Consider the following 16996-nt stretch of genomic DNA (forward strand, 5'->3'; position numbering starts at 1 on the left):
CGGGAGGTGGATATGAGCGAATCGTTATCGTATTTAGCCCTTAAAAAGATCGTTCAGATGATTCTGCTGGGCTGCGGTTTTATCGTCTTTTCAGCCCTGGGGAAGTTGCCTTTCTATGATGATGGGCGGATCGAGTTTCGTGGGCGAGTTAGCGATACGTCATGCAGCGTGGCGCTAAATGGCAGTAATAATGCCGGTAGCGGTAATATCTGGCTGGCTCCGGTCAGTCTTACTGAAGTTCACCAGCGTGGGGCGGGGGCGTTTATGAATCCGCAGGCTTTTACGCTGGAACTGTCTCAGTGCCAGCTGAATTCGCATGGCGGGGAAGATCGTCAAATATCGCTTCCGATAGTCAGCGTGCGCTGGATTAGTGGTGTGGGAATGAGCGCGGTGAATAACAACAGTGCCGAGTACCTGGATAATATTTTACCCGACGGTGCGCGCCATATTTACCTGGCTCTGGCGACCAATGACGGCAGCAATCTGGTAGCGGAAAATAAAATTGTTCCGGCCGACCCGCAGCAGAATCAGGTTAAGATGCAGGATCAATCGGCAAGCAGTGGTGTATTAACCTACTATATAGGCTATGTGACCACCTCGCCGCAGCAGGTGACCAGCGGACCGATTAGCAGCCTGGCAACGCTGGAGCTGCTTTATAATTAATAATATCAAAGAGTGATGCCGGGTTGCTCCGGCATATTAAATAATAACCTCTTCCTGCACCAGTTGTTCAATACTGACTTCCTGCCAGTAAAACCCCTGCATTGCAAACCATTCCATGCCGCTTAGCCAGCGTTGATGTTCTTCGTTCTCAACACCCTCGATAATCACCCGGTGATTATTTTTTGACAGGAATGTAATTAGCGCCTGCATGAGCTGGCGTCCGTGTTCTTTTTCTATTAAATGCCAGAAGAATTCTTTGTCAATTTTTACGTAATTAAAATGATAGCCGCGAATAGCACCGATTCCGGCATGACCAGAACCAAAGTCATCCAGCCAGAGTGAAACGTTCAGCGGCAATAAACGGTTTACCGGCGCGCGGCTCAGTAAGCTGACTGAGTATTCAGCTACCTCAAAATGCACATGTTCCAGACGCTCAATCCTTTTCGCAATATCATGACGCTGTAGAAGCGAGAGGATATGATCGTCGATATTGATAGTCAGAAACACGGCATTATCCAGGAACCAGTCCCTGTGCTGCTCTGCCTGTGCCAGCTGCTCGATAAAAATATCTTCACGTAATGAATTGTTTACATTGCGAAAAAAAACATCGGGGGAGACGGTGATTCGGTCAAAGCGGCTCAGGCATTCAACGGCAACCAGTTTTCCTTCAGGTGAGAACATTTTCTGATAAACATAGCGAATGGCTATATCACCACGAGATAACGTATCGATAAGCATCGTATTGCTCATTATTTTTCAGGTGTCAGTTTTTATTTGATGTGTCATCGCCAACGGCAATGACAACCAGAATACACAATATGCTATTCAAACTTAAATATAATTTGGAACTAAAATCTTCTGGACTTGAGTTTTTGATCGACGGTTATCTTTAATACGGTGTCCTCGATGTATTTTTTAGTGTCGGGGTTTTTATAGTTGAATTTACAGGAAATGCGAAAAGCGTTTCGTTCATGAGAACGATCCTGATACACCGGCGTGACGTTAACCACTTTCAGACTGGTGACAATAATACCGTATTCTGCAAGTGAAATCTCTACATTGTCTAATGCCATTCCTTTATCCATAAACTTTTTTTTGAAGGATTCAGATATAAAAGAACATCCTCCCTCGGAAAGGTCATTGATAGTACATCTATAGCTTTCACCGCTCTTGTGTCGACCCGAACAGAAGAAACCCGAATCGTTTTTAACGCGTACGCGTTGTGTTAAGCGACGTTGCAAAATGTTAATGCTATCAGGCAAAAAAAAAGCAATGGCATTGGTGGTGTTTTGACGGTCACCTTCGGTGCTTAATGCAGCGCTGAACTCAATTTTTCCTAACTGGCTGTGTAATACAAAAGAGAACATCGCGTTATCAGGAATAGATGAAAAATCCGAATCATCAGGATTAATATAAAAACATGAGAAATCAACCTTTTTGATATTTGCTGCCCACAATTCTCCTTTATGATAAATGTCTATTTCAGATTTAACTCTGCACTCTTCTCTCAAGATTGCCAATATTTCATATTTAGACTCTTTTAAGATCCCCACTGACATTCCATATCCTCTCATGCTATTTTTTTAGTACCATTTTGGTCTTTATCCTATAGGAAAAAATCACCACTTAGTGCAAGAGATTGTGAGGGTCGTCTATTGTTAATGTTTAAATAATAGATGAAGACAATTAACAGGTACTTGACAGTTTTGCTAAGTATTCTCCTGGGTAGGGTAAATTTAAATAACACTTATTTATTATGTGGTTATTTACTGTTTTTTTAAACGAATGGTAAACGTACTTTTGGTGGCAGAATATTTCCTGTCTCATTTTCGTTAATAGCTATCGATTCTGGATAACATAAAATCAATCGACTAAAGAAATAAGCTAATAGCGACTAACTCTACGCAATCTGGCCTGTGAATCCGAAAGATGTAAGGGATGCGTAAAACGGCGTGGATGTGAAACATGACTCTTTTTTCAGGAGCGCATAGTGCCTGACACGCAGGCACCAAAAGCGATTCTATTCTAAAAGCAGAGTCTGAATAATGTGCTTCGATTCTGCATTGAAACTGCCCTGTTTGAGAATAACTGACTGCGTCAGCAACGCGATAAGAAATGCTCTGATCAAAGGATTTTTCTTTTCGCTTTTTCTGTAAACCACAAATATTTTACGTCTGATTTCGGGCACTACGCGTTTGACCAGCGCCCCTTCAAGATCCATTTTTGCTCTGAGTTCAGGAAGAATGGCGATTCCACATCCGCCGCGGATCAGGGCGATAGTGACTTCAAAGCCCTTGCACTTCGCCACGATATTAGGCGTAAAACCGGATCTGCGGCACGCCTCAGACAGCATATCGGTATAGGTCATTGAGGCGGTATCAATAATCCACTTCTCCTCTATTAACTCGGCGAAGGTTATTTTCTTTTTTTCCGCCAGCGGATGCTGCAGTGGCAGAACCACATTAAAGACGTCTTCTAATAACGGAATGATGCCTATATTGGCGTCGAGCATTCCGGGCGACGTATTCAGATCGTCCACCAGCGCCACGTCCGTTTGCCAGCCGCGTAGCGCGGTAACGGCTTCTTCCGGTTCCAGTTCATCAAACTGAATCTGCAGCATCGGGTGGCTTGCTGTTAACGCACTCCACGTTGCCGGCATTAATGCGGCCGCGACCGAGGGAAATGCTGCGACGCGCAGCGTTCCGGCGACTTCCTTTTTCAAATGAGACATTTCGGCGCGTGCCGATTCCAGCTCGGTAAAGATGCGATTGGCATATTCCACTAAACGCTGGCCTGCGATGGTTAATTCCACGCCGCGTCCCCGGCGTTCGGTTAAATCGATACCAACTTCTTCTTCCAACTGGGCGATCTGCTGTGATACCGCCGAAGGAGAGAGGTGCAGGTTTTTTGCGACCTCGGTCATTGTTTTTCTAAGCGCAAGTTCGCGTAATGCCGCCAGTTTATTGATATCCATAGTTTTTTCTTATCTCAATCTTTAAGTTCAGCTTAAAGATTATTGCAAAATTATTCGCTTGTCCTGAATATTAACACGCTATTAACTTGCTCAAAGGACAACCAGCGATATTAACCAAGAGCGAGATAAAACAATGAGCAAATCCTACTTCCAGGATCGTCTTTCGGTACGTGACCCGCTTATCGGCCAGGCTTTGGAGAATGAAAAAAAGCGCCAGCAGGGCCAGATCGAACTGATTGCATCGGAAAATTCGGTGAGCCAGGCAACGCTGGATGCGCTGGGCTCGGTGATCACCAATAAGACCGTAGAAGGCTATCCGGGAAATCGTTTCCACGGCGGAGCGGCCTTTGCCGACGTAGTTGAACAGGCGGCCATCGATCGGGCGAAAAAGCTGTTCGACTGCGACTATGTCAACGTTCAGCCCCACTCCGGTACCCAGGCAAACCAGGCGGTGTTTTTTGCTCTGCTGCAGCCGGGTGACACCGTGCTGAGCCTTGACCTCGCTGCGGGCGGGCACCTCAGCCATGGTGCAAAGCCAAACCAGTCAGGGCGCTGGTTCACCATTCACTCCTACGGCGTGGACCGCGAAACGGGCCTGATTGATTACGACAACGTGGAAGCCATGGCGCTGGAACATAAGCCGAAGCTGATTATTGCCGGGGGATCTTCCTATCCGCGCGAAATCGATTTTAAACGCATGCGGGAAATTGCCGACAAAGTGGGGGCATTCTATCTGGTTGATATGGCGCACTTTGCGGGCCTGGTCGCCGCTGGGGTTCATCCCTCACCGCTGCCGTTTGCCGATATTGTCACCTGCACCACCACCAAAACCCTGCGTGGGGCGCGCGGTGGATTGGTGCTGACCAACCGTGAAGATCTGTTCAAAAAAATTCAGCCCGCGGTGTTCCCCGGCGTTCAGGGCAGCGCGCATCTGGCGACGATTGCCGGAAAAGCCGTGGCGCTGGGCGAAGCGTTAACCCCGGAATTTAAAACCTACGCTGCCGGGGTGAAAAACAATGCGCAGGTGCTGGCCAGGGTGTTGCAGGATCGCGGCGTTCGCATCGTCAGCGGCGGTACCGACACCCATGTGGTTCTGGTTGATGTTTCCTCAAAAGGGCTGACCGGCCAGAAAGCCCAGGATGCGCTCTCTTCTATCAATATTACCTCGAACAAAAATCCGATCCCGTTCGACAGCCCACGCCCTTCCGAGTGGAAAGGGCTGCGTCTGGGAAGCTCCGCCGGAACCACACGGGGTTTCGGGGCCGCCGAGTTTGAACTTATCGGTGGGCTGATCGCGGACATTTTCGACGCGCAGTTCCTGGAAGCTGAAAAACGTATTGCCGTGGTGGAAAAGTGCCTGGCGCAGGTTCAGGACCTTTGTGCCAGTTTCCCGACCTACGCATAACGTCATCGATACACGGATGCGCCACCGTGTTAGCGGCACATCTGCGATAACAGGAGAAAGAAGATGAGCTTTTTACTTCCGGAAAATCCGGCGCGAGAAGATATCCTGGCCGGCAAGCCCGCGCTGTGGCTAAACCCCTACCTGCGCGATGGCGGGATCAACGATCTCGCGTTGCCCGTTCGGCCCTCGCAGGTGAAGGAAGCCGAGCGGAACTGGCAGCGGCTGGCTCCACTGCTGTGCCGCTGTTTCCCGGAGCTGGAGCCTGTCGGCGGGGCGATTCAGTCCCAGCTGATTGAGGCCGTGGCGCTGCGAAACGCACTCGGCTACGGCGGCCCCGAGTTTGGCCGACTGTTCGTGAAGAACGATGGCGATCTGCCCGTGGCGGGATCGATTAAAGCCCGTGGTGGCGTTTATGAAGTCTTTATGTATGCCCTGGCGCTGGCAGAAGAGCTGGGTATTTATCAGGAGGGGGGCGATATCCTGGCGCTGGCCGGCGAAGAGGCACGCGCGCTCTTTTCGCAATATACCATCGCCGTGGGCAGCACCGGGAATCTGGGCATGAGCGTGGGGATCGCCGCGCGCGCGCTGGGTTTCCGCGCGGTGGTGCACATGTCTTCTGACGCTAAACAGTGGAAAGTGGACCGGCTGACGCGGCAGGGCGTTGAGGTGGTACAGCATCAGGCGGATTACACCACGGCGGTGGAGCAGGCGCGGATTGCCGCCGAAGCCGATGACCGCATTTACTTCGTGGATGATGAGCGTTCTGAGCTGCTGTTTTTCGGCTACAGTGCTGCGGCGAGTGAGCTTGCCAGGCAGCTCGATCGGGCAGGGGTGACCGTCGATCGCGACCGCCCACTCCTCGTCTATCTACCGTGCGGCATCGGCGGCGCACCCGGCGGCGTGGCCTATGGTCTGAAGGCGATTTTTGGTGACGCAGTCCATGCCTTCTTCGTTGAGCCGGTGCAGTCGCCGTGTGCGCTGGTCCATATGATGAGCGGCTCGCAATCGCTGGTGTCGGTTTATGACGTGGGGCTGAGCAATAAAACCGAAGCCGACGGGATGGCGGTTGCACGCATGTCTGCGTTTGTTGCCGAGGTGATGAAGCCGCTGCTCTCTGGGATTTTCACCGTGGCGGACGACGATCTGTTTCGCTGGCTGTGGCAGGCCCAGATAACGCAGGGCATCCGGCTGGAACCTTCCGCCACGGCGGGTTTCGCCGGTCCTGACTTTATCGTCAACAGCCCCCAGGGGCGCTCCTGGGCCGAAAGGCACGGATTTTCTGACAAGCTTGCGGAAGCCACGCATGTGGTGTGGACCACGGGCGGCGCATTTGTTCCCCAGGAACAGTTCTGGACCTTTATGAAGCGCGGTTCAGAACTGGCCTAGCGGCCAACTCCCACTTTTACCGATATTCCCAGGCTGCGGACCACACTTTTCCGCCGCCCGGGAAAGTGTTGCCGCGTGAACACGCGCGGTCCTTTTTTATATGAGGAATAACCTGATGGATACCCTGTCTGGGGCCGCGAGGATCGACGGTAAAGCGTTCGCCACCGGTCTGGTCCAACGTATAGCCAGTGAGGTAGTGCGCATTCGCGAAGAGAGCGGAGCGACTCCGGGCCTTGCCGTCGTGCTGGTCGGGGAAGATCCCGCCAGCGCCATCTATGTCAATGCAAAACGGCGCGAGACCCTGGCCGCAGGGATGGAGTCTTTTGCTTTCCATTTGCCGGTCAGTGTTACGCAGGCCGAACTGATGGCGCTGCTCGACGACCTGAACAGCGACAGCCGGGTCAACGGCATCCTCGTTCAATTACCTCTTCCGGCACATCTGGACGCCCGCGCGGTGATTAATGCGATAGCCCCGGATAAGGACGTTGATGGTTTCCATGTCGTCAATGCCGGGCGCCTGTTCACCGGCCAGCCGTCGCTGGTTCCCTGTACTCCGCTGGGCTGTCTGATGCTGCTGAAAAATCGCCTGGGCGATCTGACCGGGATGAAGGCGGTGGTGATTGGCAAATCCAATATCGTCGGCAAGCCGATGGCACAGCTGCTGCTGGCAGAAAACTGCACGGTCACCGTGGCACATATCCAAACCCGGAATATCGCCGATCTGTGCCGTACCGCCGAGATCCTGGTGGTGGCCGCCGGTAGTCCGCACCTGGTCAGGGGCGACTGGGTTAAACCCGGCGCGGTGGTGATTGACGTCGGGATTAACCGCGTTGAGCGGGACGGGCGCTCCCGGATTGTCGGAGATGTTGCCTTCGAAGAGTGCGGCCATGCCGCCGCCATTACTCCCGTACCCGGCGGTGTCGGCCCAATGACTATCGCCTGCCTGCTGGAAAATACCCTGACCGCCTGGCGCTGGCAGAATCTGCCGCGTTCACAGGCCCGTGATACTCAATAAGGAACTCACCATGAATGAGATAAAAAACGCTGTGCTGAGTGTTAGCTGCCCGTCAATTCGTGGCGTGACGGCGGATATCGTCGGCTATCTGGCGGCGAACGGCTGCAATATTCGCGATAGCGCCCAGTTCGATGATGAAAGCACTAACCGCTATTTTATGCGCATCACTTTCCGCTCGGACGAGGGGCGGACGCTTGAGGATTTGCAGCAGGGTTTTCAGCCCATCGTTAAAAAATATCAGATGGAGAGCAGGTTCTTTCAGGAGCAGAGCAAACTTAAGGTGGTGCTGATGGTTTCACGCTTCGGCCACTGCCTGAACGATCTGCTGTTCCGCAGGCGAATCGGCGCGCTGCCGATCGATATTGTGGCCGTAATCTCCAACCATACTGATTTCCGCACGCTGGTTGAGGGGCACGGCATTCCTTACCACCACATTCCGGTTAATGGTGAGAACAAACCGGAAGCCGAAGCGGCGCAGATGCGCGTGGTGCGGGAGTCGCAGGCCGAGCTGATCGTACTGGCCCGCTATATGCAGATTTTGTCTGATGAGATGTGCCGGAAGATGTCCGGGCGGATCATCAATATCCACCACTCCTTCCTGCCTTCATTCAAAGGCGGTAATCCTTACCATCAGGCGTTTCGCCGGGGCGTAAAGCTGATTGGTGCCACGTCTCATTACGTGACCGCCGATCTGGATGAAGGCCCGATTATTGAACAGGACATCGTGCGCATTACCCACGCACAGAGCGCTGCCGACTATATCTCGCTGGGCAGGGATGTTGAGAGCGTGGTGCTCGCCAGAGCCATTCACGCCCATGTTCATGGCCGGGTATTTATCAACGGAGATAAAACCATCGTGTTCCCGCCATCGCCGGATTCTTATAAAACCACCAACGGCGGGTAACCCCCGCGGCTCGTACCTTATCCGGTAAGCGAATTTCTTTTCGGCCAGCCCCTGCCTGCCCGGGGCTGAACAATAAAATCCTACCCCGACTCAGGGAGAAAAAATATGGATCACAGCTCGTGGCTGTTGCTGGTTCTTCTTGCCGCCGTTATTGCGATTGTTCTGCTGATTATTAAAGTAAAAGTGCATGCGTTTCTGACGCTGATTATTGCCTGCTTTGGCGTGGGGCTGGGGTCGGGAATGAATTTGCCTGACATTGTGGACGCGATTGAAAAGGGCATTGGCGGTACGCTGGGCAACCTGATTGCCATCATTGGGCTTGGCGGAATTTTAGGTAAAGTGCTGGAGGAATCCGGCGGTGCGGAGCGCCTGGCCAAAACGTTACTGAATCATCTGGGTGCCAGACGCGCGCACTGGGTGATGGCGGCGGTGGGGGCCATTGCCGGTATTCCGGTGTTTTTCGAAGTGGGCTTCGTGCTGCTGATTCCGCTGGTGTATGAAATCGCCCGCCAGACAAAAATGAATCTGCTTTATCTGAGTATCCCCCTGGCGCTGTCCCTGATGACCATTCACTGTATTTTACCGCCGCATCCGGCCGCTATGGCGATTACCGTGATGTTGAATGCAGACGTGGGCAAAGTGATCCTGTACGGCATTCTGGTGGGTATTCCCACGATGATTATCTCGGGGCCGCTGTGGGTTAATCTGGTGTGTAAGAAAGAAGCCACGCCGGAACAGGAACGCTTTCTCGCTGCCAGAACGAGTCAGGCAGGGCACGGCGATCGCCCTCTTCCCGGTTTTGGCATCACGCTTTTTACCATTTGCCTGCCGCTGATCCTGATGGTGCTGAAAACCCTGACGTCCGGGCTGCCGCAGGATTCGGTGGTTCATCGCTTTACCGTCGCGGTGGGTAATCCGCTAACGGCGCTGCTGATTTCACTGGCTTTTGCCTTTTGGGCGCTGGGGCTGCGGCAGGGTAAAACCATGCTGCAACTGCTTGAAACCTCACAACGCAGCTTTCCCGTGCTGGCCACCATTGTCTTTGTGATTGGCGCGGGCGGTGCCTTTAACGGCGTACTGATCCAGAGCGGGGTGGGTAAAGCGATTTCATCCATGCTGCTGGGCACGCACATCAATCCGATAATCCTCGCCTGGTTTATTGCCTGGATCATGCATCTGGCGGTGGGATCGGCGACCGTTGCCATGATCAGCGCGGCCAGCATGATTAGCCCGATGCTGGCGGCCGATCCTTCGCTCAGCCCCGAAGTGATGGTGATTGCGATTGGTGCCGGATCGATTGGCTGGGCGCACGTGACCGATTCCGCGTTCTGGATCGTTCGCGAGTATCTGGGGATCTCGCTTTCCGATGCGCTGAAGAAGTTTACTGGCGCTACGGTGCTGGCCTCGGTGGTTGCGCTGCTGGCTACTCTGGTGCTGGGATACGTTTTGTAAGCGGTGAAGATCTTTCTCACGCCCAGAGTTATCGCTCAGGGCGTGCGATGGTGGGGCAAGAGCATGGTGATTAACGGCTAATGGGGGGCTCAGAAACGATCGTCCTTTCCTCACCGTACCAGAGCTGTGATTGCGTTAAATCGACAAACTGTCGTTCATCGGCAATCAGCTCCCGCAGTGCCAGTAATCCCTCCTCGGTTTTACGCGCCGCCAGATGTGACGCCATGTCGTCCCACCACAGCTCAGCGCAGCCATCGTAATCCACCTGAGGGGCATTTCGGGTTTGCCGTAGTGCCTCTTGTGCCGAAGCATCAGCATAAGGGAGGGTCTGGATATAGCGACGAATTCCCAGTACCTGAGCGTGTTTAGTCACCAGCCGGGCATGGTTTTCACGCCAGTATCGATCGAATTCTTCAGCCGTTAAGTCCGCCCGTCTTTTTACACACATGATTAACTTCAACATCGTGCTGCTCCTGTTATTTCGACAGAGGCAAGCTTACACTCTGACAGCACTGTCAGAGTCAAGGGGAGGGAAGATGCAGATTGGTAAGCTGGCGTCGCTGACCGGCGTAAGCATTCGCATGCTTCGCTACTATGAGAAGGCTGGATTGCTGCACCCGACGCGTAGCGACACAAACTACCGGCATTTTTCCCAACAGGATGTGGAAACGGTCCGTCAGGTGCTGATGCTGAATGCGGCCGGATTTACGCTGCCGGTTATTCGCAGCCTGCTGAACTGTGTGAGTTCGGGTAGTGCGCCCTGTGAAGCTTTACAGGTGAAGGTGCACGAGCAGCTGGATGTGATTGAAAAGCAGATGGCGGACCTGGATGAAAGCCGTGGGCTTCTTAAGGGGCTGCTGGGGCAGTGAATGCTGCCGTGGCATTCTGATTGAGGAGCATCCTACGCCCTGTGGTTACGATAACCCGTAATGACATCTGCGTTACGATTGCTGTATGATTAATGTCCAGTAAGTATGGTGGAGATAACATTATGCCCTTAACGAACAGTGCTTCTGTCAAACGCGAAACATTGAATTTGCGCATCAAGCCCGCCGAGCGGGATCTCATCGATCGTGCGGCAAAAGCCAAGGGAAAAAATCGCACAGATTTTGTTCTTGAGGCTGCTCGTGCCGCCGCAGAGGAAGCGTTAATCGATCGGCGGATCATCATGGCAGATCCAGACGCTTATCAGGCTTTTCTTACCCGATTGGATCAGGCTCCTGCGGCGAATGACGCACTGCGAAAAACGATGCAAACCCTTGCCCCATGGGAAAGGAAAGAATGATATCTGCACCCGAGCCGCTCCACGCCGAACATCTGCTGTCTGCATTTTGTTGTGGCGTGGAGTCTATGGATAACTGGCTAAAACAGCGGGCGATGAAAAATCAGGTCACTGGCGCATCACGTACTTTCGTCAGCTGTGATGGCTTAAGCGTGCTGGCGTATTATTCATTGGCCTCCAGTGCCGTAATGACGAATGCCGCTCCCGGACGTTTTCGCCGTAATATGCCCGACCCGATCCCCGTCGTTGTGCTGGGCCGTTTGGCGGTGGATAAATCATTACACGGTCAGGGTGTTGGCAGGGCATTAGTGCGAGATGCCGGGCTACGGGTCATTCAGGTAGCAGATACCATCGGCATCAGAGGAATGATGGTACATGCGCTGTCTGATGACGCGCGGGAATTTTACCTGAGATTAGGATTTGAGCCTTCACCAATAGACCCAATGATGCTGATGGTGACGCTGGGGGATTTGACAGGGAGTTTATCGATTTAAATTACAGGTTCCGATTTTTACGCATTGTGATTCTCTTTTTGGCATATCTCTCTCCTCAGAATGAAAGAGGATAGATAGCGCAGCCCGTTCCCCGACTAATTTTCTTTTTTTTCTGCCCGATTTCTTCCCTCGCGTGACCTCTTTGATGAGCTTTCGATTCAATACCTTCAGGGAACCGCTAAATGACCATAAAAAATACAGTCCGCCCGACGCGCGCGGGGGCCGCCTCTGGCCGTAGTCGCCTCGCTATCGCCATCACCAGCCTTCTGGCCGCCACCGCCGTCGTGCCCGTTTGCGCGCTGGCGCAGTCCGCTACGCTACAGCAGCCAGCAGCGCGGACCTTCTCGGTTCCTGCCGGGGATCTGGCGGGGGCGCTGCGCAGCGCCGCTGGCCAGGCGGGCGTCATTCTGATTTTCACCCCGGAGCAGACCCGCGGGAAAAGCAGCGCCGGTGTGCGCGGCAGCTACGGCGTTGAGCAGGCGCTGGATATCCTGCTGGCAGGGAGCGGCCTGCGCGCTGAACAGACCGACAGCGGCTACCGGCTGGTCGACAGCGCGGCAGAACAGGCTCTCGCCATTCCAGAGCTGTCGGTGGTCGCCGGGCTGTCCGACAGTACCGCCGCCGGGCGCTCCACGCTTGACCAGCAGGATATCGACCGTATCCAGGCCGACAACGTGGCCAGCCTGCTCGACAAGCTGCCGGGTGTATCGATGGCCGGTTCGCCTCGTCCGGGTGGGCAGAGCCTGAATATCTGGGGTATGGGCGACATGGAAGACGTTAAGGTGGTACTGGACGGCGCGCCTAAGGGCTTCGAAAAGTATCGCCAGGGTTCGGTATTTATTGAGCCGGAGCTGCTGAAGCGAGTGAGCGTCGACAAGGGGCCGCATAATATTCAGAACGCTAACGGCGGCTTCGGCGGCACCATCACGATGGAAACCAAAGACGCCGGTGATATGCTGCGTCCGGGGGAAGATCTCGGCGGCATGCTGAAATACAGCTACCACACCAACGATCGCCAGGGCATTTACAGCGGCGCGCTGTACGGCCGCAGCGAGGAGGGATTTGCCGACGGCCTGCTGTACGCCAGCCGCCGCGACGGCGGCAATATCAAGCGCCCGGACGGCACGCGCTTCGCGTATTCTGAGAACGACCAGACCTCTTACCTGCTGAAAACTAACCTTTATCTGACCGATTCGCAGACCCTGACCCTCTCGGCGATGCGTTCTGAATCCGACGGCTGGCAGCCGTTTGCCGCCAAACGCGACGACATCGCCGCGCCGAGCCAGGCGAACATCGACCGCTACGGCTATGAGGAGGCCTGGCGCCGCATTCTGGTCTACCGCGATCAGAAGGACAGCAACTACTCCGCGAAGTGGAACCTCGCCCCGGAGTCACAGCCGCTGGTCAATCTGACCGTGGCGCTGGCCTATTCGAAAACCGAACAGCACGACCGGCGGCCTGACTCCGCCTCGCAGTCCAGCTATCTCGGCACGCTGGGCAACGAGAGCTGGGTCAGCTATACCGACCGCCAGCTGGACGTCAGCAACGTGAGCGAGTTCAACAGCGGGCCGCTGGAGCACAAGCTGCTGATCGGCACGCAGCTGCACAAGCACGACCGCGATACGCTGATGTACTATCCGTCCGGTGCGACCAACGCCAGCTACAACTATGGTTACTTCCAGCCTTACTATATGCCAGCGGGTAAACAGGAGACGCGTAGCGTCTATCTACAGGATGCGGTGAGCTACGGCGACCTGACGATCACCCCAGGCCTGCGCTACGACCACGTCACCAACACCGGGCGGCCGAACCTCGCGCCGCGCTATAACGACAGCGATCCGCTGGCCGGCCACGACTACAGCAGCGTGACCTACACCGGCTGGTCGCCGCACCTCGGCACCATCTGGAAGGCGACGCGTAACGTCTCGCTGTTTGCCGACGTCAGCCGCACCTGGCGCGCGCCGGTGATCGACGAGCAGTACGAAGTGCAGTCTGCCGCTTCCAGCGTGCCGGGCACCAGCCGCAATCTGCAGGTGGAGCGCATTACCGGCATCCGGCTGGGCGCGGTGCTTGACTTCAACGACCTGCTGCTGGACAAGGACAGCCTGCAGATCCGTACCACCCTGTTCCGCAACCGTGGAAAGAACGAGATCTTCTACCGCCGCGGCGTGCTGTGCGAAGAGGGTAGCTGCGGCCAGCCGCTCTCCAACTATCGCAACCTGCCGGGCTACACCATTGAAGGGTTCGAGGTTGAGTCGTTCTACGACAGTGAAAGCCTGTTCGGCAGCCTGTCGCTGTCATCGATTCGCGGTAAGCGCGACGGCTCACCGCGCGACCCGTGGGGTAATGAAACATGGATCGCCGAAATCCCGCCGACGACCGCACACGCGATGCTCGGCCTGAAAGTGCCGCGTGCCAACCTGGCCTTCGGCGTAACCGGCGACTTCGTGCGCAAGCAGGACCGCTCGCCGGTGGATGGCGATCCTCAGGCGGCGGTGTGGGCGCTGCCGAAAACCTCCGGCTATGCGCTGTACGGCCTGTTCGCTTCGTGGGAGCCAAACTTCTGGCGCGGTCTTGAGGCGCGAGTCACCGTCGATAACCTGCTGAACCACAACTACTATCCGTACCTCGGCGAATCGGTTTCCGGCGTCGGGCGCAACTTCAAGTTCAGCGTCAGCCAGCGTTTCTAATCCTTCCTCCCAGCGGGGGCCGCTGCGGCCCCCGCACCGCACGTGTGGCCGCATAACGCGGTAAAGCGCGTTAAAATTCAGCAATAACTTGACACGCCATTTACATTATCTAAATAATAATGATTGTTATTTTCACTATCATTGCTATCGGGTGTTTTGCATGGCGAGGAAACAGAGCGCAGCGTCCCACGGTTTTGCCGAACAGCTCTACCTTGAGCATCACAGCTGGCTGTGCAGCTGGCTGCGCAACAGGGTCAGCTGCGCGTCCCATGCGGAAGATCTGGCACAGGATACCTTTATGGGCATCCTGCTCAGCCCGCAGCTGTTAACGATCCGCGAGCCTCGCCCGTTCCTGGCGACGGTGGCACGCCGCCTGGTCGCCAACTTCTACCGCCGTAAAAAGATTGAAGAGCACTACCTGCAGGCGCTCGCCGAGCTGCCGGAAGAGGCGATCCCCTCGCCGGAAGTGCGCCAACAGGCGATTGAAATGCTGGAGCAGCTTGACCGGGCGCTGGACGGGCTGCCGCCGCACGTGCGCGAAGCGTTCCTGCTGGCGCACCTGCAGGGCATGCGCTACAGCGACATAGCAGAACGCCTGCGTGTCTCAACCAGCTCGGTGAAACAGTACCTACAGCGTGCCAACCTGCACTGCTTCTTTGCGCTTTCTGCGTGATGACGGCGGAGGGAGGCGCGATGGCCGAAGAAATTGACCCGCAGAGCGCACGCGAGGCGGTGGCGTGGCTGACGCAGCTGATGTCGGAAGAGGCGAACGGCGAGGATAAGGACGGCTGGCAGCGCTGGCTGGCGGCCAGCCCGGAAAACGTGCGGGCCTGGCAGCATATCAGCCGCTTCTCTTCGCAGTTCTCGCAGCTGAACGGCGAAGCGGCACACCGCAGCCTGTCGACGGTCGCCAACCCGCAGCGCCGTCGGCTGCTGCGCTGCGCGGCCGGCGTTGGTCTGATCGGCGCGGTCGGCGCAGGGGTGCTGCCCTGGCGATCGTGGCAGGCCGACTACCGCACGGCGATCGGCGAGCAGCAGCGGGTCACGCTGAGCGACGGCACCGATCTGCTGCTGAACACGCAGACCGCGGTGAACGTCAGCCTGCCGCAGCTCAGCCTGCTGCAGGGCGAAATGCTGGTCTCCTCACCGCGCAACGGCATGCCGCTGCAGCTGTCGCTGCCGCAGGGCAGAGTACAGTCACACAACAGCCGGTTCAGCCTGCGGCTGCATGACGACTATAGCGAGCTTGCGGTCTATCACGGCCAGCTCAGCGTCATGCCTCTGGATGGCCAGCGCACCACCCTCAACGCGGGCTACGGCGGTCGGTTGAATCTCAGCGGTTTCCACGAGGTGGGCAGGGTCAGCGGGGAACCCGGCTGGCAGCAGGGAATGCTGTACGCCGACAATATGCGACTGGATGACTTTCTCGCCGAGCTGGCGCGCTACCGTCGCGGCGTAATCCGCTGCGGTCAGCAGGTCGCAGGCCTGCGGCTGTCGGGTGCCTTCCCGCTCGCTGACACCGATCGGATTATTGCCTCGCTGCCAGGCACGCTGCCGGTTCAGGTCAGCTCGCTATCGAAATACTTCATCAGCATCTCATAGTCGGCCATTAACAGACGAATACGCTTAAAAAGAGTGGTGTTAATATTCTCAGTAGAATATAAAACTACAGTGAAGACAATTTAAGATAAATAACCCCATAATTCATCGCAGTTCTGCCCGTTTCTCTCCACTCGGGTGACCTCAGGGTAATCCCCCGATTGTTTTCAGGCATATCGGGCACCTTTTACGGCCAATCCGGGTACTGCTGCTTATGATCGCTCACTCCGTCCTTCCCTCCAGCCCGCTTCCCGCACCGCAGCGGCAGCGCCGCCGGGTCGCGGCCGGGCTGCTTACCCTGGCGCTGCACGGCGCGCTGCTGCTGTGGTTGAGCTACCGTGCAGCCCCGCCGCCGCCGCTGCCTGCCGCTCAGCCGATGCTGCTGCTGGCGGTTGCCGAGCAGGCCGAATCGGTGCCGGACAGCGAGAAAAGGCCGACCGGCGTGCGCCAGGTGCAGGCGATCGCCGCGCAGGCCGAGCCAACCCGGCAGGCCGCGCCGAAGCTGACGGAGGCACCCGACGCCCTGATTCACCGCACAACCGCCGTCGCACAGCCTGACAAAACCCCGGTGGAGAAGCAGAAACCCCCGAAGCGTCCGGTGGAAAAGGCACCGCCGAACCCGCCTTCCCTCGCAGCGGCCGCGCCGGATACCAGCGCGCCGCCGCCGATGGCGGGCAAAACCGTTGCCGCCCCGCGTAGCCAGGTCGCTGCCCAGCCCAGCCGCAACGCTTCGGCGTGGAGCGGCGAACTGCTGGCGCATCTCAGCCGCTACAAGCGCTACCCGGCGATCGCGCTGCGTCAGCAGCGGCAGGGCGTAGCGCAGATAAGCATTACCCTCGATCGCCAGGGCAGGGTGCTGGCGGTCAAGCTGCTGCGCTCGAGCGGCGTCAGCTCGCTGGATCGGGAAACCACCGAGCTACCGCTGCGCGCATCGCCGGTGCCGCCGCCGCCGCCGGAGATGGTCGTCGGCATGGCCGAGATCAGCATCAGCCTTCCGGTGCGCTTCGATCTGCGCGAAGCGCGAAAATAGTCTACAGCGCCGACGACGTAGCCCGTCGGCGCTGCTGATTTTCCCCTTCAGACCGTGAAAATCACCACTGACTTCCGCCAACAGGGCCGGTTTTTTTCGGGT

The 16996-nt window shown here is 56.1% G+C and carries 17 protein-coding genes; 13 read left to right on the forward strand and 4 right to left on the reverse strand.

Annotated features, from left to right (window positions below; genetic code table 11):
* Nucleotides 1-12: 12 nt before the first annotated feature.
* Complete coding sequence (locus tag IBT47_RS11645) at nt 13-663, forward strand: fimbrial protein (RefSeq protein ID WP_200560563.1); 651 nt, start codon at nt 13-15, stop codon at nt 661-663.
* 36 nt (nt 664-699) lie between these two features.
* Here IBT47_RS11645 and IBT47_RS11650 read toward each other — a convergent pair whose 3' ends face one another.
* From IBT47_RS11650 to IBT47_RS11660, 3 genes are all read right to left on the reverse strand, one after another.
* Nucleotides 700-1401 carry an EAL domain-containing protein gene (locus IBT47_RS11650; RefSeq protein WP_370569886.1) on the reverse strand — a complete coding sequence of 234 codons (702 nt, stop codon included), beginning with the start codon at nt 1399-1401 and terminating at the stop codon, nt 700-702.
* A gap of 110 nt (nt 1402-1511) precedes the next feature.
* The gene (locus IBT47_RS11655) at nt 1512-2222 is read right to left on the reverse strand and encodes a flagellar brake protein (protein WP_200560565.1); all 711 of its coding nucleotides are present in this window, start codon (nt 2220-2222) and stop codon (nt 1512-1514) included.
* A 461-nt stretch (nt 2223-2683) separates the two neighbouring features.
* Nucleotides 2684-3637, reverse strand: coding sequence for a LysR family transcriptional regulator (locus IBT47_RS11660; RefSeq protein ID WP_200560566.1), 954 nt, complete (start codon nt 3635-3637; stop codon nt 2684-2686).
* Nucleotides 3638-3770: 133 nt separating this feature from the next.
* On the opposite strand from IBT47_RS11660, the gene glyA reads away from it, so the two are divergent.
* The 5 genes from glyA (at nt 3771) to IBT47_RS11685 (ending at nt 9799) form a co-directional block, all read left to right on the forward strand.
* Nucleotides 3771-5042 carry a serine hydroxymethyltransferase gene (gene glyA / locus IBT47_RS11665; protein WP_200560567.1) on the forward strand — a complete coding sequence of 424 codons (1272 nt, stop codon included), beginning with the start codon at nt 3771-3773 and terminating at the stop codon, nt 5040-5042.
* Nucleotides 5043-5105: 63 nt separating this feature from the next.
* Entirely contained in the window at nt 5106-6428 is a 1323-nt protein-coding gene (locus tag IBT47_RS11670) for a D-serine ammonia-lyase (protein WP_200560568.1), read from the forward strand.
* Nucleotides 6429-6543: 115 nt separating this feature from the next.
* Nucleotides 6544-7443 (forward strand): bifunctional methylenetetrahydrofolate dehydrogenase/methenyltetrahydrofolate cyclohydrolase FolD, encoded by a 900-nt coding sequence (gene folD / locus IBT47_RS11675; protein ID WP_200560569.1) that lies wholly within the window; start codon nt 6544-6546, stop codon nt 7441-7443.
* 10 nt (nt 7444-7453) lie between these two features.
* Nucleotides 7454-8347, forward strand: a complete 894-nt coding sequence (gene purU / locus IBT47_RS11680) for a formyltetrahydrofolate deformylase (protein ID WP_200560570.1) — start codon at nt 7454-7456, stop codon at nt 8345-8347.
* A 105-nt stretch (nt 8348-8452) separates the two neighbouring features.
* The gene (locus IBT47_RS11685) at nt 8453-9799 is read left to right on the forward strand and encodes a gluconate:H+ symporter (RefSeq protein ID WP_200560571.1); all 1347 of its coding nucleotides are present in this window, start codon (nt 8453-8455) and stop codon (nt 9797-9799) included.
* Nucleotides 9800-9869: 70 nt separating this feature from the next.
* Here the strand turns inward: IBT47_RS11685 and IBT47_RS11690 are convergent, their stop codons facing one another.
* A complete protein-coding gene (locus IBT47_RS11690) occupies nt 9870-10262 on the reverse strand; it encodes an EthD domain-containing protein (RefSeq protein WP_200560572.1) in 393 nt (130 codons plus the stop codon).
* Nucleotides 10263-10335: 73 nt separating this feature from the next.
* Here IBT47_RS11690 and IBT47_RS11695 point away from each other — a divergent pair, with 73 nt between their 5' ends.
* The 7 genes from IBT47_RS11695 to IBT47_RS11725 all read left to right on the forward strand — a co-directional run bounded on the left by IBT47_RS11695 (nt 10336) and on the right by IBT47_RS11725 (nt 16894).
* A complete protein-coding gene (locus tag IBT47_RS11695) occupies nt 10336-10668 on the forward strand; it encodes a MerR family transcriptional regulator (RefSeq protein ID WP_200560573.1) in 333 nt (110 codons plus the stop codon).
* Between the two features lie 122 nt (nt 10669-10790).
* Nucleotides 10791-11084, forward strand: coding sequence for a DUF1778 domain-containing protein (locus IBT47_RS11700; RefSeq protein WP_200560574.1), 294 nt, complete (start codon nt 10791-10793; stop codon nt 11082-11084).
* Nucleotides 11081-11575, forward strand: a complete 495-nt coding sequence (locus IBT47_RS11705; protein WP_105592125.1) for a GNAT family N-acetyltransferase — start codon at nt 11081-11083, stop codon at nt 11573-11575. The genes IBT47_RS11700 and IBT47_RS11705 overlap by 4 nt, the downstream gene beginning before the upstream one ends.
* 182 nt (nt 11576-11757) lie before the next feature.
* A complete protein-coding gene (locus IBT47_RS11710) occupies nt 11758-14265 on the forward strand; it encodes a TonB-dependent receptor (RefSeq protein WP_200560575.1) in 2508 nt (835 codons plus the stop codon).
* Nucleotides 14266-14425: 160 nt separating this feature from the next.
* A complete protein-coding gene (locus IBT47_RS11715) occupies nt 14426-14938 on the forward strand; it encodes a sigma-70 family RNA polymerase sigma factor (RefSeq protein ID WP_105592123.1) in 513 nt (170 codons plus the stop codon).
* 20 nt (nt 14939-14958) lie between these two features.
* Nucleotides 14959-15867, forward strand: a complete 909-nt coding sequence (locus IBT47_RS11720; protein ID WP_200560576.1) for a DUF4880 domain-containing protein — start codon at nt 14959-14961, stop codon at nt 15865-15867.
* Between the two features lie 211 nt (nt 15868-16078).
* Entirely contained in the window at nt 16079-16894 is an 816-nt protein-coding gene (locus tag IBT47_RS11725) for a TonB family protein (protein ID WP_200560577.1), read from the forward strand.
* Nucleotides 16895-16996 lie beyond the last annotated feature (102 nt).

It is taken from the genome of Erwinia sp. S43, from assembly GCF_016624745.1.
Taxonomy (GTDB): Bacteria; Pseudomonadota; Gammaproteobacteria; order Enterobacterales; family Enterobacteriaceae; genus Erwinia; species Erwinia coffeiphila.

Excerpts from the sequence above, each read along its gene's own strand:
- IBT47_RS11645 (WP_200560563.1), top strand. The coding sequence starts at position 13 with ATGAGCGAATCGTTATCGTATTTAGCCCTTAAAAAGATCGTTCAGATG.
- IBT47_RS11650 (WP_370569886.1), bottom strand. The coding sequence starts at position 1,401 with ATGCTTATCGATACGTTATCTCGTGGTGATATAGCCATTCGCTATGTT.
- IBT47_RS11655 (WP_200560565.1), bottom strand. The coding sequence starts at position 2,222 with ATGTCAGTGGGGATCTTAAAAGAGTCTAAATATGAAATATTGGCAATC.
- IBT47_RS11660 (WP_200560566.1), bottom strand. The coding sequence starts at position 3,637 with ATGGATATCAATAAACTGGCGGCATTACGCGAACTTGCGCTTAGAAAA.
- glyA (WP_200560567.1), top strand. The coding sequence starts at position 3,771 with ATGAGCAAATCCTACTTCCAGGATCGTCTTTCGGTACGTGACCCGCTT.
- IBT47_RS11670 (WP_200560568.1), top strand. The coding sequence starts at position 5,106 with ATGAGCTTTTTACTTCCGGAAAATCCGGCGCGAGAAGATATCCTGGCC.
- folD (WP_200560569.1), top strand. The coding sequence starts at position 6,544 with ATGGATACCCTGTCTGGGGCCGCGAGGATCGACGGTAAAGCGTTCGCC.
- purU (WP_200560570.1), top strand. The coding sequence starts at position 7,454 with ATGAATGAGATAAAAAACGCTGTGCTGAGTGTTAGCTGCCCGTCAATT.
- IBT47_RS11685 (WP_200560571.1), top strand. The coding sequence starts at position 8,453 with ATGGATCACAGCTCGTGGCTGTTGCTGGTTCTTCTTGCCGCCGTTATT.
- IBT47_RS11690 (WP_200560572.1), bottom strand. The coding sequence starts at position 10,262 with ATGTTGAAGTTAATCATGTGTGTAAAAAGACGGGCGGACTTAACGGCT.
- IBT47_RS11695 (WP_200560573.1), top strand. The coding sequence starts at position 10,336 with ATGCAGATTGGTAAGCTGGCGTCGCTGACCGGCGTAAGCATTCGCATG.
- IBT47_RS11700 (WP_200560574.1), top strand. The coding sequence starts at position 10,791 with ATGCCCTTAACGAACAGTGCTTCTGTCAAACGCGAAACATTGAATTTG.
- IBT47_RS11705 (WP_105592125.1), top strand. The coding sequence starts at position 11,081 with ATGATATCTGCACCCGAGCCGCTCCACGCCGAACATCTGCTGTCTGCA.
- IBT47_RS11710 (WP_200560575.1), top strand. The coding sequence starts at position 11,758 with ATGACCATAAAAAATACAGTCCGCCCGACGCGCGCGGGGGCCGCCTCT.
- IBT47_RS11715 (WP_105592123.1), top strand. The coding sequence starts at position 14,426 with ATGGCGAGGAAACAGAGCGCAGCGTCCCACGGTTTTGCCGAACAGCTC.
- IBT47_RS11720 (WP_200560576.1), top strand. The coding sequence starts at position 14,959 with ATGGCCGAAGAAATTGACCCGCAGAGCGCACGCGAGGCGGTGGCGTGG.
- IBT47_RS11725 (WP_200560577.1), top strand. The coding sequence starts at position 16,079 with ATGATCGCTCACTCCGTCCTTCCCTCCAGCCCGCTTCCCGCACCGCAG.